The 14,360-nt window shown below is 41.4% G+C and carries 14 protein-coding genes; 11 read left to right on the plus strand and 3 right to left on the minus strand.

What is annotated here, in order from left to right; all coding sequences use genetic code 11:
* Positions 1–89: 89 nt before the first annotated feature.
* The 7 genes from CZ382_RS23360 to CZ382_RS02610 all read left to right on the plus strand — a co-directional run bounded on the left by CZ382_RS23360 (position 90) and on the right by CZ382_RS02610 (position 5,333).
* A complete protein-coding gene (locus tag CZ382_RS23360) occupies positions 90–263 on the plus strand; it encodes a hypothetical protein (RefSeq protein WP_230856058.1) in 174 nt (57 codons plus the stop codon).
* A gap of 248 nt (positions 264–511) precedes the next feature.
* Positions 512–1,534 (plus strand): MFS transporter, encoded by a 1,023-nt coding sequence (locus tag CZ382_RS02585; protein WP_230856056.1) that lies wholly within the window; start codon positions 512–514, stop codon positions 1,532–1,534.
* A 159-nt stretch (positions 1,535–1,693) separates the two neighbouring features.
* A complete protein-coding gene (gene liaF / locus CZ382_RS02590; RefSeq protein WP_088049675.1) occupies positions 1,694–2,446 on the plus strand; it encodes a cell wall-active antibiotics response protein LiaF in 753 nt (250 codons plus the stop codon).
* A 13-nt stretch (positions 2,447–2,459) separates the two neighbouring features.
* Positions 2,460–3,497 carry a sensor histidine kinase gene (locus CZ382_RS02595; protein WP_088049676.1) on the plus strand — a complete coding sequence of 346 codons (1,038 nt, stop codon included), beginning with the start codon at positions 2,460–2,462 and terminating at the stop codon, positions 3,495–3,497.
* An 81-nt stretch (positions 3,498–3,578) separates the two neighbouring features.
* Positions 3,579–4,208 (plus strand): response regulator transcription factor, encoded by a 630-nt coding sequence (locus CZ382_RS02600; RefSeq protein ID WP_088049677.1) that lies wholly within the window; start codon positions 3,579–3,581, stop codon positions 4,206–4,208.
* 196 nt (positions 4,209–4,404) lie between these two features.
* A complete protein-coding gene (locus CZ382_RS02605; protein ID WP_088049678.1) occupies positions 4,405–4,833 on the plus strand; it encodes a disulfide oxidoreductase in 429 nt (142 codons plus the stop codon).
* Between the two features lie 5 nt (positions 4,834–4,838).
* Positions 4,839–5,333 carry a thioredoxin family protein gene (locus CZ382_RS02610; protein ID WP_088049679.1) on the plus strand — a complete coding sequence of 165 codons (495 nt, stop codon included), beginning with the start codon at positions 4,839–4,841 and terminating at the stop codon, positions 5,331–5,333.
* Positions 5,334–5,397: 64 nt separating this feature from the next.
* Here the strand turns inward: CZ382_RS02610 and CZ382_RS02615 are convergent, their stop codons facing one another.
* A complete protein-coding gene (locus CZ382_RS02615; protein ID WP_088049680.1) occupies positions 5,398–5,895 on the minus strand; it encodes an antibiotic biosynthesis monooxygenase family protein in 498 nt (165 codons plus the stop codon).
* 164 nt (positions 5,896–6,059) lie between these two features.
* On the opposite strand from CZ382_RS02615, the gene CZ382_RS02620 reads away from it, so the two are divergent.
* The 4 genes from CZ382_RS02620 (at position 6,060) to hemY (ending at position 11,898) form a co-directional block, all read left to right on the plus strand.
* Positions 6,060–8,234: a transglycosylase domain-containing protein gene (locus CZ382_RS02620; protein ID WP_088049681.1), complete on the plus strand. Its 2,175-nt coding sequence runs from the start codon at positions 6,060–6,062 to the stop codon at positions 8,232–8,234.
* 252 nt (positions 8,235–8,486) lie between these two features.
* Complete coding sequence (hemE, locus tag CZ382_RS02625; protein ID WP_088049682.1) at positions 8,487–9,533, plus strand: uroporphyrinogen decarboxylase; 1,047 nt, start codon at positions 8,487–8,489, stop codon at positions 9,531–9,533.
* Between the two features lie 26 nt (positions 9,534–9,559).
* Positions 9,560–10,498, plus strand: a complete 939-nt coding sequence (gene hemH, locus CZ382_RS02630) for a ferrochelatase (RefSeq protein ID WP_088049683.1) — start codon at positions 9,560–9,562, stop codon at positions 10,496–10,498.
* Positions 10,498–11,898, plus strand: a complete 1,401-nt coding sequence (hemY, locus tag CZ382_RS02635; RefSeq protein WP_088049684.1) for a protoporphyrinogen oxidase — start codon at positions 10,498–10,500, stop codon at positions 11,896–11,898. Before hemH ends, hemY begins: the two co-directional genes overlap by 1 nt.
* 331 nt (positions 11,899–12,229) lie before the next feature.
* Here the strand turns inward: hemY and pepF are convergent, their stop codons facing one another.
* Positions 12,230–14,047, minus strand: a complete 1,818-nt coding sequence (gene pepF, locus CZ382_RS02640) for an oligoendopeptidase F (protein WP_088049685.1) — start codon at positions 14,045–14,047, stop codon at positions 12,230–12,232.
* A gap of 168 nt (positions 14,048–14,215) precedes the next feature.
* Positions 14,216–14,344 carry a protein YhfH gene (yhfH, locus tag CZ382_RS02645; protein ID WP_088049686.1) on the minus strand — a complete coding sequence of 43 codons (129 nt, stop codon included), beginning with the start codon at positions 14,342–14,344 and terminating at the stop codon, positions 14,216–14,218.
* Positions 14,345–14,360: the final 16 nt, after the last annotated feature.

The raw sequence follows: 14,360 nt of genomic DNA on the forward strand, positions 1-14,360 counted from the left end.
CTGAGGCTAATCCAATCTGCAGGTCGTTACTTGCTATTGCTCCTTCCGATATGATTGAAGCAAGATACAATCGAGGGGGCAAAATAATAATGGAATCCGGACATGTGGAACGTATAAATGAAGCAAAGGTTCCTGTTCTAAAAAATCGTAATTTTCTATTTCTGTTTCTGGCAGCACTATTTTCTGCACCAGGGTATTATGTTTATTTAATCGGTGCGGAGTGGTTGATGCTGACAATCACGGACAATCGTTTTTATTTATAGGTAAGAAAGTATAGAGCGTCTGGGCTCTATTCCGCTCATATCAGAGTAGGCCACGTCCGGCTCCAGCGCCCAGCGGCTAGTATGCTTCCTTCACCTTCGTACGATAAGTCAACATCGACTCCCTCCGGTCGTCGTGTTTCCTTTATCTCCTACGGCTCAGTCCAGCATATACGCCGCTAACCGGGCGCTTGCGCCTTTGCTCTGGTATGCTGTTTCTGGAAGCTTCTATTCCAAGACTGCTTTTGCTTATGGTCGGAGGACTAATTGCCGATCGCTTTAATAAACGCACCATTTTGTTTTTATCTGATAGTTCGAGAGCCATATTAATTGCAGTATTGTTAGGCTTTGTTTGGTTTGACGCTGCAGGTGTTGTTCATTTAATTGTTTTGGCCGCATTGTTCGGGATATCGGATGCATTCAGTTACCCCGCATTGAATTCGTTGACACCAATTCTTCTTCATGACGATCAACTTCAGCGTGGCAATTCGTTTATTCAGATGACCAGCCAGGTTAGTCCAATATTAGGACCTGCATTAGGTGGCAGCATGATTGCGATTTTAGGTTTTAGCGGTGTTTTTTCGCTGGCGTTGGTTATGCTGCTTTTATCCTCCATTGCTGTACTCTTTATCCGGGTGCCTGATAGGGAAGTAGCCGCTAAAAAGGTTTCACCGTGGCAGGATTTAAAGGAGGGGTTTCACTATGCTAGAAAAAATGAGCTGATTATCTCCATTGTGTTCTTGGCATTATTTTTAAACCTTTTCTTTACCGGGCCATACTCGATGGGAATGCCGATTATGGTGAAAGATGTTTTTGCTGGAGATGCAGCTGGTTTGGCATTAGTGGAAGCATCAATGGGTGTTGGATCGTTACTTGGAGCGGTTGCACTGGCAGCGATCACAATCCGGAAAACAGGTGCTGTAATGCTGACAGGTCTCGTCTTGCTAGGTGTTCTCTATATGCTGACCGGGTTTTTCGTTCATCTTGTGGTTACCGCTGTTTTCGTTGCTTTGCTGGGATTTTTCATGCAGGTAGTTAACATTCCTATTCTCACGATATTGCAACAAACGACGGATAAAAAAATGCTGGGCAGAATGATGAGTTTTTTAATGACCGTATCAACGGGTTTAGTTCCCGTTTCTTACGTTTTAACATCCTTCTTGCTTGCAGCCGGTGCAAGGATACAAATGATCATCATTGTTGGCGGAGTTGTTGTTACGTTACTTGCACTGGGGAGCCTGCGAAATAAACGGATTCTCGGTTATCAACAATAAAGTTAGACTTCAATCAGTGGAGGTATTACAGCCCGTTAATGCGTGTTAAAAGGATGTTCAAAAACGTTACCAAATATTAAGCTATGAATCTCTGCTCTTCGTTGGCTTGTTTCCAATTTGGGCAACTTTTTGAGCAAGAACAGAAAAAGAGAGGGTGAGATGATGTTTCGTTATATATTAGCACTTGGGTTAATAATTCTTGGCGCAGTCCTTGTTTTGGCCAATATCGGGATTATTGATTTCCAGATAGATGAATATTGGGGTCTGATTATCCCGCTTGTTATTATGCTTCTTGGTTTGAAATTATTTATCGATGAGTTTAAGTATAAGGGCGGCAGCTGGATCTTTGGTTCATTACTTGTTATTTTTGGCAGCCTTTTGCTTTTAGGCGAATTAGGAATCATTGAGTTTACCTTTTCCGATATTGTGAAGCTTTGGCCATTATTAATTATTTATGTCGGATACAGTATTATAAAGCCAGGAAGAAGGCACAAGACGTTTGTAAGTGAAAAAGATGATAAAGAAAAGAAATTTTATGATAAAAAGGTACGCCGTCTATCTGTAGGAGACCATGAATTTAAACAGCCTAATTGGAAGGTCGAGCCGATGAATTTATGGACTGCTGCAGGAAGCTATTATATTGATTTCACGAAAGCGTTCATTCCGGAAAAGGAAATTCCAATCACCATTAATAGCTGGGCCGGTGATGTGCAAATATTGCTGCCGGAGCATGTGGCCTTTCGCATTGATGCATCGGTGAAGGCGGGCGAAATTAAAATAATTGATCAAACTGCTGATGGCGTTATTAATCACAGCATTTTCTATGAGTCAGTTGATTATGATATTGCGGACCGAAAACTGGATATAACGGTAAAACTTAAAGCAGGATCAATCCGTGTAGATACGGTGTAAAGGGGGAGGAGTTATGATTAAACGATTTAGCAGTATACGCTTCAGCTATATTCGCTCTCATTTATACGGTTTGTTTTTAACAACAGTAACACTTCTATCTCTGCTATTGTCCATTTACGTATTGTTTGAACCAGCGTGGCTGAATGCTGCCAGTATATTTGTTTATGTGTTGTTATCAGGGTTTTTAGGTACCATTATTTCCTTTTACGCTGGGTTTAAATCAAGCGGTGATCTAAAAGAGCGTTTGGATTATTTATCGGTGCTGATTACTCAATTTGCTAACGGTGACTATCATTCCCGTGTTTATTTTACCGAAGACGATGAATTTACGAGGATTGCGAATGAGCTGAATGCGTTAGGTGAAAAACTGCAAAATCAAGTAAAATCATTACAGCGAATGGCGGATGAAAAAGCAGATTTTGCCAGGTCAGCACATAAGGCTGCTGTAATTGAAGAACGGCAGCGATTAGCACGTGACCTGCATGATGCGGTTAGCCAGCAGCTGTTTGCTTTGACGATGATGTCAGAGGCTGCAGTTAGGCAACTGGAGAAAAAGCCGGAAATTGCCAAAGAACAAATGCAGGAAGTGGCAACTGCAGCATTAAAAGCGCAAACCGAAATGCGGGCATTATTGCTGCACCTTCGTCCTGTACATTTATCAGGGGAGGCGCTGTCTACGGGAGTCAAAAAATTGATCACCGAATTAAAACAGAAAAGTTCACTTGATTTTCATCTATTCATTGATGATGATCTTAAGCTTTCCGAAACGACAGAGGAGCATGTATTCCGGACGATTCAGGAATCGCTTTCCAATACATTACGCCACGCGAATGCGACCGAAGTTACATTACGGTTAAAAAAACGGGATAATGAATTGTTTTTGCATATTAGCGATAATGGTAACGGCTTTGATATTGAACGGGATACTAATCGAAAAACATCCTATGGGTTAAAAACGATGAAGGAACGTGCTGAGGAATTAGGTGGAACATTTATTATACGATCAAACAAGGGTGAGGGAACGTATATTGATATTCGCATTCCTTGTTGAGGATGTTCAAAAAGTCACCAAATGATTAGCGGCGGCTTTTGAACATGCGCTGTTTAAGCATGATTTAAGGGGGCAGAAAATATGATCCGTGTAGCGGTAGTTGACGACCATGAAATTGTTCGCAAAGGGATAATTGCCTACTTGCGAACAGATGAGGAGCTTGATGTAGTTGGAGAAGCAGCAAGCGGAAATGAAGGGGCAAAACTCGTACTGGAGAAAAAACCGGACGTTGTACTAATGGATTTAATGATGGAAAATGGTACAGGAATTGAAGCAACACAACAAATTATGAAGGCGTTACCGAATTGTAAGGTTATTATTCTGACAAGCTATTATGATGACGAACAAGTTTTCCCGGCAATTGAAGCGGGGGCGTTCAGCTATATTTTAAAAACATCTTCTGCTGAGGAAATTACCGACGCCATCAAAAAGGCGGCTAAAGGGGAAACCGTGATCGAATCTAAGGTTGCCGGCAAAATGATGACTAATATTCGCTCGATACAGAAAAAAGCCCATGAGGATCTGACGGATAGGGAGCTGGAAGTACTTCTCTGCATTGGTAATGGGATGACCAACCAGGAAATTAGTGAAAAATTGTATATCGGAATTAAAACCGTCAAAACGCATGTCAGTAATATATTAGGGAAGCTAGGTGTAAATGACCGGACACAGGCAGCGGTTTATGTTCATCGGAATAAGCTGATACGTTAATTTGGGACCTGTATGCAATTCGAAACGAAAAGGTGGATATGGAAAAGTCCAGCCATATCCTTTATGTATTGGAAAAAGGGTTGCTTTTAAAGTTTTAGTTACAGTCCTAAAATTTCCTAAAAAATCCTCATTTTTGTCTTTTTCATCTATCGCTTGTATAATACCTATGTATATTGAATTTGAGGAGAATACATAAATGGAAAATTCCAAATCTAGTGAGACGATTTTGCTCATTATATGGGGACAGGCCGTTATTGCGCTTGCCGGAAGTTTGTTTTATTCTGAAGTGATGGGGTATGTCCCTTGTGAATTCTGCTGGTACCAGCGAATTCTGATGTATCCATTAGTGATTATTTATGGTGCTGCTGCAATCAAAAAGGATCTTTCTATTGCTTTGCCAGGTCTTATTTTGAGCGGGATTGGCATATTTGTTTCCATCTATCATTATCTGATTCAAAAACTGCCCGCACTACAGGAAACCGGCGGGTCATGCGGAGTCATCCCTTGTAATACCGAATATGTGAATTACCTTGGCTTTATTACGATACCATTTTTAGCGGGAGTAGCGTTTATTGTCATTTTCGTACTCCATATGATTCTACTTAAACAGCAAAGGGGGAAATAATCTCGATGAAGAAGAAAATGGTTATTTTTGCAGTTGTCATTGTTGTTTTGTTTGCTGCACTTTATTTCGTAACGGTGTTTAAAAATAAGCAGGCAGTTGATGAAAGTGACAACCCGTACGGAAAAGAAAATTTAAAACAGGAAACAATCGATCAATTGGATGACCCGTTATACCAAAATCAGATAACACCTGACAAATTAGACGAGAAATTAACAAATGAGGAAGATGTTTTCGTTTATTTTTACAGCCCTACTTGTCCACACTGCAAGCGAGTAACACCAATCCTTGTTCCGATGACAGAGGATTTTGGAGTTGATATGAAGAAATTAAACCTTTGGGAGTTTGAACATGACTGGGACAGGTTCGGTATTGAAGGAACTCCAACACTTGTCTATTATAAAGATGGAAAAGAAGTGGACAGAATAAGCGGGGAAGGTAAGAATGAAGAACAAACGGAAGAAATGTACCAGAAATTCCTAGACAAGCATACTGGCAAATAAAGATCCTCCACATAAATGAACATAGCAGGCAGGCATAACAAATCTCTTGTTATGCCTGCCCTTCCTATTTTTCCTCTTTAATCATCTGATAGCTTGTAATAAATGGTTTGTCTGCAAAAAACGCTGGTGGTTTTGCCAATCCGTGCTGGTGCTGGTTTTTAAAAGCGTCAGAATCCTTCCAGTTATTGAAATTTGCTTCCGAAGCCCATTGTGTTATAACGACGTACGTATTCCCTTTTTTGGGACGAAGCAGCCGGAACGCTTGGAAGCCGGGCATGCTGTCCAATTCGCTTTTTCGCTGTCTGAACCGTTCTTCAAACATTGCCGTTCCATCGTCCGTTACCGGGATATTGTTCATCACAACAAACCCTGTTTCTCTCATATCGCCGCCCTGCTCTAATACCTCATACGCACGGCCGGCGGCAAAAACATTTTTATGGCGCCCTTCATAATAAGCTAGAGTACCTGAAGATCCTGCCATAAAATAAAACGGTATATCCGGGTATTTTTCCTCCAGTTTACGTAAAAAGTCATACGTTCCATTGGTCATGTATGCGTTCATGTTCGATTAACTCCTCTCAGGTAAAAACATATAGTTTAGTTGTACCCTGTTCAGATACATATTAATCTAGTGGAATTATAATTATTATAAAGTAATAAATGTTATTACTTTCGGATTGTTGTATTCTGTCGTATAATATATTCGTTAGTGCTTAGAGGTGAACCATGGAAAAAAAGAATTCAATAAAGAAACAATGGAAAGCAATACCGAATCGGATTAAATGGCCAATCCTAATCGCCGGGTTTATTTTGATTTTAGCATTAATTGGTTATGGTGTCATCGTATATGGTGGGAGCCTGGTTGTTGATGAACAGGATTTACTGTTGGATGCGACAACAACGTTTGAAACACAAGACGGGGAAGTTATCGCGTCATTATATCATGAAAACAGGGATCCAATTGCGATTGAGGACGTTCCGGAACATGTGAAAAATGCCTTTATCGCCATCGAGGATCGACGTTTTTACGAGCATGCTGGTGTTGATTTCAAGTCGGCTTTTCGAGCTGTTTATAAAGATATTCTTGCCATGGAAAAAGTGGAGGGAGCGAGTACGATTACCCAGCAGCTTGCTAAAAATTTGTTTTTGCACAATGATAAAACATGGATGCGCAAAACAAAGGAAGTAATGGCAGCAATCTACTTGGAACGTCATTTTTCAAAAAAGAAGCTACTTGAACTATATGTAAATCAAATGTACTTTGGCCGCGGTGTCTACGGTATTGAAACTGCATCACAACTGTTTTTCTCTAAATCGGCAAGTGAATTAACATTGTCAGAGGGGGCCCTTTTAGCGGGACTTGCCAAGGCGCCAAATGGCTATTCCCCGATTAATCACCCGGAAAAGGCATTAACGAGAAGAAATGTTGTACTACGAGCGATGGATGATGCCGGGATAATTTCCACCAAACAAAGGGTGGCCGAGCAGGGAAAAACATTGGGATTGCATGTGAAAGATAAAAAAAGTACCCCTTCAGTTGACAGTTATGTTGATTTGGTAATGAAAGAAGCTGCTAAAGAGCACCAATTGTCGATTGATGAATTAAAGCGCGGTGGGTATCGAATCGTAGTAAATATGGACGAAACAGCCCAACGAATTGCCTATGAACAATTTGAAAAGGAGGACTATTTCCCGGGCAATACAAAAGGGGTTCAAGGTGCCTTTGTCATGATGGATCAACAAAACGGTGCCATTGTCGCTGCGATTGGTGGAAGAGACTATGAACCTGGTGAACTGAATCGGGTAACCGTGAAGCGTCAGCCTGGTTCGACAATGAAACCAATTGCTGTGTATGCTCCAGCAATGATGCGTGAAAAATATCAGCCGTATTCACTAATACCAGATCAAAAAGTCGCCTATGATGGGTATACTGCGACAAATTATGATGGTCAGTATGATGGAGCCGTTTCACTTTATCAGGCGCTTGTCGAATCAAAAAATGCCCCAGCTGTCTGGCTGTTAGAGAATATTGGTATTTCCGATGCAAAAGGATATCTGGAAAAAATGGGTATATCCTTGCCTGATGATGGTTTGGCGATTGCCCTTGGCGGGTTAAAGCAGGGGTTAACCCCGCTTGACATGGTACAAAGCTATCGTACATTTACTCACAATGGACAAGTTACCGATGCCCATACAATTGATCGGATTTATAATCAGGATAATGACCTTATTTTTCAGGCGGATCCCCCATCTGAGGAAGTATTTAGTCCACAAGTTGCCTGGAGCATGACGGAAATTTTGCAGACAGCAGTTAACAATGGAACTGCACAAGCGGGTGAATACCAAAAAGCATTGGCAGGGAAAACTGGGTCAACCCAGCATCCGTACGCCGAAGAGTATTATAAAGATGCCTGGTTCGTCGGGTATACACCACAGTATGTTAGTGCATTATGGATGGGATACGACAAATCGGATGAAAATCACTATTTGACTGTTGGCAGTGAATATCCAACGAAGCTGACGAAAGCAATTTTAACCGAATTGGATAAGCGATCTTCACTACAAGGAACGTTTAAAAAGCCTGAAAATGTAAAAGCTGTACCGGAGCCGATTACACTTCCGGAATCCATTAAAGCAGAAGCCACTCATATATTTGGCGGTTTCTCGATTGTCAAAGGGAAAATAACTTGGAACAGGGCGCAGGATGATCGTGTCGTATATCATATTTATCAGGAAAATGACGATGGATTGGACAAACGAATTGGCACGGTAGAAGATGCCAACGAGTTTATTGTTGATGACGTACCGTTTTTTTCATCATATCATTACTATGTAGTTCCATATAATCCCTTAACAAAGATGGAAGGAAAACGATCTAATTCCGTTGAGCTTTCTTTATGAGATACAAAAGTATATAAATTAAGAACCTATTCAGCTTATGGCAGCGTAAGCTACGTCCAGCTGCAGCGGCTACTATGCTCTGTTTTTGCTCTGAGCAGCCGTCAATTTACGGCGAATTAATGACAATTAACGGGCAATGCTATACAGTTGGTATGGAAATCGTTATAGTAAATGGTGAAGTTCAAAAGATCACAATAGGCTAGTTCTATTATTTAATTGAAGTAAGTTAACGTGTGAAAAAGGGTGAATAAAATGGCAAAACAGATCAATGACACGATCATCAGAGCGTACAGGGGAGAAAAAACGGATTATACGCCTGTCTGGTTTATGCGGCAAGCCGGCAGGTCACAAAAAGAATACCGGGAATTAAAAAAGAAATATTCATTATTTGAAATAACCCACCAGCCGGAATTGTGTGCATATGTAACACGTTTACCTGTTGAACATTATGGGGTGGATGCTGCGATATTGTACAAGGATATTATGTCACCACTACCAGCTATTGGAGTCGACGTGGAAATCAAAAAAAATGTTGGCCCGGTTATTCATAATCCCATCCAAAACTCCCATGATGTGGATAATTTAGGTGTGATTAACCCGGAAGCGGATGTGCCATACGTGTTAGACACCATTCGCCTCTTAACAGAAGAACAGCTAAGCGTTCCGTTAATTGGTTTTAGCGGTGCACCCTTTACTTTGGCAAGCTATATGATTGAAGGGGGTCCTTCGAAAAATTACAATCAGACGAAGGCCTTTATGTACCGGCACCCTGAGGTTTGGTTTCCCTTAATGGATAAGCTGGCTACCATGATTATCACCTATGTCAAAGCACAAATTAATGCTGGAGCAAAAGCAATCCAACTGTTTGATTCCTGGGTAGGGGCGCTTAATCGAGCTGATTATCAGGCATTTATTAAACCTGTTATGAAGCAGATTTTTACGGAATTAAAAAAAGAAAATGTCCCGTTAATTCTGTTCGGTATCGGTGCCAGACACTTACTTATGGAATGGAACGATTTGCCGGTTGATGTTATTGGCCTAGACTGGCGCACCTCCATTACGGAAGCAAGGCAAATGGGCGTAACGAAAGTGCTGCAGGGGAACTTGGATCCTGCTATTCTGCTGTCTGATTGGCAAACGATTGAGGAGCGGACAAAAGCGATTCTTGATGAAGGAAAAAGTGAATGTCGTCATGTTTTTAACCTTGGTCATGGTGTGACACCGGAGATTACTCCTGCAACATTAAAGAAACTAACTGAGCTGGTTCAAACGTATTCAAGCGTAATAAAAACAAGATAGGCAATGGATAAGGAAGGATGTTGGAAATGGATAGAAAGAAAATGGGGTTACTTGTCATGGCTTATGGAACACCATATAAAGAGGAAGATGTGGAGCGCTATTATACGGATATTCGTCATGGCAGAAAACCAACGGATGAGATGCTTAAGGATTTGAAAGATAGATACAAAGCAATTGGCGGCATTTCGCCACTTGCAAGAATTACCGAAGAACAGGCAAAAGCATTAGAAACAACCTTAAACGATTCACAGGAAGAGTATGAATTTCATGTATATATTGGTTTAAAACATATTGAACCATTTATCGAGGATGCAGTGGAGCAAATGGCTAATGACGGGATTGAACAAGCCGTATCTATTGTTCTTGCACCACATTATTCGACTTTCAGTGTCAAATCATACAACACAAGAGCCAGCGAAGCAGCGGAAAAGTATGGTAAACCGAATATTTACGCTGTTGAAAGCTGGTATGATGAACCAGGCTTTATCGGCTTTTGGGCAGAACAAATTAATGCTGTTTACGAAAAAATGCCTGAGGCTGAAAAAGAAAAGGCAGTATTGGTCATTTCCGCACATAGTTTGCCAGAAAAGATTTTACAAAATGGCGATCCCTACCCAGACCAATTAAAGGAAACAGCAAGGCTAATTTCCGAAAAAACCGGGATTACCAATTATGCAATTGGCTGGCAAAGTGAAGGAAACACCCCTGATCCCTGGCTCGGACCTGATGTACAGGATTTGACGCGCGATCTTTATAAACAGAAAGGCTATCGTTCCTTCGTGTACGCACCGGTGGGATTTATTGCTGATCACTTAGAGGTTTTATATGATAATGATTATGAATGTAAAGTTGTTTGTGAAGAGTTAGGAGCCAACTATTATCGCCCAGAAATGCCAAATGTACATCCGAAATTTATCAAGACGCTTGCAACTATCGTGCTAAAAAAAGTTAGAAGTGAAGCATAATGGGGGAAAAAAAACAGATTGTCATTGTAGGTGGCGGGATAACAGGATTAACTGCTGCATACTATTTGCAAAAAGAGATTAAAGCGAACCAGCTGCCATACGATGTAAAGCTGGTTGAAGCAAGTCACCGGTTAGGCGGCAAAGTAAAGACGTACAGACGTGATGGCTTTACAATTGAACAGGGCCCTGACTCATTTTTGGAGCGGAAGAAGCCTGCGGTTAAACTTATAAAGAACCTCGGTTTACGTGATCAGCTTGTGCGTAATGGAACAGGCCAATCCTATATTTTAGTCGGTAACAAGCTCCACAAAATGCCAAGCGGGTCGTTTATGGGGATACCAACACAAGTCCGTCCATTTTTATTCTCGGGAATCTTTTCTTTGAAGGGGAAGGTTCGGGCTGGATTTGATTTAGCCCTGCCAAAGGGAAAACAGCAGACAGATCAATCGCTTGGCGGATTTTTCCGGCACCGGTTTGGCAATGAATTAGTGGAAAATTTAATTGAACCACTTCTGTCCGGAATTTACGCTGGAGATATTGATCAAATGAGTTTAATGGCAACATTCCCCAACTTTTATCAAGTGGAGCAAAAGTATGGCAGTTTAATTAAAGGTTTGAGCGAAACAATGCCGAAGCCAGCAAAGAAAAAGAAGAAAAAGCCCGGAATGTTTTTATCGTTTGCTGGTGGATTACAAGTATTAATTGATGCGCTTGAAACGCAATTAGGGGATACGGTCCTGTTAAATACCGCGGTTGACCATATTGAGAAGAAGGACCATGGGTATCACGTATTGCTGGACAGTGGCGAAGTGTATAAGGCAGATGCAGTTGTTATAGCAACACCGCATTATACTGTACCTAAAATGTTCAGCCAATACGACTTCTTTACCACTTTTAATGAAATTCCAGCTACTTCAGTTGCGAATGTCGCACTTGCTTTTGATCAATCGGCAATCAAAAAAGATATCGACGGTACCGGCTTCGTCGTATCACGAAATAGTGATTTTCGGATTACCGCCTGCACTTGGACACACAAAAAGTGGCCAGCCACAACGCCTGATGGGAAAGTGTTATTACGCTGCTATGTCGGCCGTCCTGATGATCAAAGTGTTGTTGATCTGTCTGATGAGGAAATTGTTGATATCGTGTTGAACGATTTAAATAAAACGATGGATATTACGCAAAAACCGGAATTTTGTGTAGTCTCACGATGGAAAAATGCCATGCCACAGTATACAGTTGGGCATTTGGAGCGAATTGCCAAGGTGCGTGGCGAAGTTAGTAATCGGTTGCCTGGTCTGTTCTTAACTGGTAGCTCGTATGAAGGAATTGGTTTGCCAGATTGTATAAAGCAAGGAGAGAAAGCAGTAGCGGAGGTGTTGGCGTTTTTAAGAGAGTAAATGGGACAAGGGCAGAGTATGCTCCTTGTCCTTTTTTAAGTAGAAAAGCTTGCCACTTGGTGTAGTTGCTGCATTACTGTTGATGTCCCGCAATCTACTGTCGATGTGTAGCGGTTCACTGTTGATGTCCCGCAATCTACTGTCGATATGTAGCGATTTACTGTTGATGTTCACTAATTTACTGTTGATACAGATTGGTTCACTATTAATGCCGATGTTCCCTTCTAATTAGGCTTCCCCTTCCAATTAATGTACGGCTGGAGTAGTCTTATCCCAACACCATAACCCTAATCAGGACTGCCTGACTAGGGTAATAAGAACATTCTACCATCTATTCATAGCTTTTCTCCAGTTCATCAACAAGCCCGCCAACATATGCTACCGCAGTTCGGATTGCATCTGGCTTCGACATATCAACACCAGCCTGTTTTATTAGATCAAGCGGTTTTAGTGTGCCACCCGATTTTAGGACGTTTAACCAGCGGTCGACTGCCGGTTTCCCTTCTTGCTGGATCATTTGTGCTACTGCAGTAGAAACAGTTAATCCCGCTGAATACGTGTATGGATAAAGTCCCATGTAATAATGTGGCTGCCGCATCCAAGTCAGGCCTGCACCATCGTCAATTGTAACCGTATCACCCCAGAAGTTTTCGATTGCTTGCTTTTTTTGTTCGCATAAAACACTTGCAGTTAATGGTGTACCAGTTTCAGCGAGTGTATAGACACGGCGTTGGTATTCCCCTTCTAATAAATGGGTAACAAAATTATGGTAATATGTTCCAAGCAATTGGCCGATAACCCAGCGTTTCATTCGCTTATCATCAGTTTTTTCGATCAGGTGGTTCGCCAGCAGTAGTTCATTTAATGTTGATGGCGCCTCAATAAAATAAGTTGATGGACGAGTATTGACCAATGATTGATTTTTACCAGCAAGATAGAAATGCCCGGCGTGCCCTAATTCATGGGCAAGTACGAAGGCTCCGCGCATTGTGTCGGTCCATGTAATGAGAATATATGGATGTACACCATATGGGCTGGAACAGAAAGCGCCTGTTGCCTTGCCGATATTATCAGAACGGTCAACCCAGCGGTCATGGACACCCTTCTTCATGATTTCAACGTATTCCGGCCCCATGACCTGCAGTGCATCCAGAATAGTGGCTGTTGCTTCTTCGTAGTTTGTTTTCGGATTAAATTCTGGATCGATTGGTGCTTTTAAATCACAAAAACGCATTTCCGCAAGTCCCAGATCCTTTTGCTTCAGCTTGGCGAATCTGCGCATGTGTGGGGCCAGCTCCTCTTGGATAACATCCAGTTGATTACGATACATTTCTTTTGTAACCTGCTGACTGTGGAGCAGCATGTCTGTAACCGAATCATAGCCACGCAGGCGTGACATGGTAACTTGTTTGGTTACTTCCGTAGCATATGTTGCAGCATACGTATTTTTATATTGATTAAGTGTATTGATGAACGAATTATACGCTTGCCGACGAATAGCGGTATCAGCAGTTATTTCATAGCGGTCTTCATAGAGTGCTGCTGACATTGGCAATTCATTACCATCTTGATCATGTATCGGTGAAAATTGCATATCAGATGCTTTGCTTCGCTCATAAATCGTCTGCGGTGCATTATGTACTTCACTAAGTGCTGCCAATGTTTCCTCGATTTCCAGGGTAAGGGTATATGCTTTTCTTTCTAATAAATCATCAAGCATTTTTTGATATGTTCGTAGCTCCGGCTTTTCCTGTAAAAATCGATTAATTGTTTCGCTCGATAATGTTAATAGCTCTGAATCGACAAATGATAGTTCGGCACCGATTTTTGCCAGCGTGGCTGAAACCTTGGAAGCGTCTGCCTGGTTCTTTGGCTCAGCTCCATCTGCACTGGCACGCAAACTTGCATATGTCGCAGCACGGATGATCCGCTGCTGAAATTTTTCTAAAGTTGCAAGACAGTTTAATAGTGTTTCGGCATCCGTTCCCAGTTTCCCTTTGTATTCGGTCACTACACTAACTTCTAACTGGATTGCAGCTAATTCGTTTTCCCATTCTTTATTTGTGGTAAATAAATCGCGTAAATCCCATGTTTGTTTAAGCGGTACTTCTGAACGCTGCAATCGCTTAGCGTTTGCTCCAGTTGCCATTATAATTCCCCTTTCAAACTATTATTTCGCTACTCTAAATAGTAGTATAATACAAAGTGAAAAAGAATGATATGAGTTTTCTAACTTGAATTACAAAAAATAAACAGCTAGATGTATAGCTGTTTAATGATCGGTTTATCATGTTATAGTACAGTTATCATACAGTTTTTATCGAGCGGGATGATCACATTCGTCACAAATATTACCATAGCAATCTGCTTTTTCTTCAATAACCTGACCACAACTTTGGCATTTCTTCTTTGGTAATTTTTTATAAAATTCAACGATGCTCTCCATGTTCATCCTCCTTTGT

This window comes from Virgibacillus dakarensis, from assembly GCF_900155625.1.
GTDB classification, from domain to species: Bacteria; Bacillota; Bacilli; order Bacillales; family Amphibacillaceae; genus Lentibacillus_C; species Lentibacillus_C populi.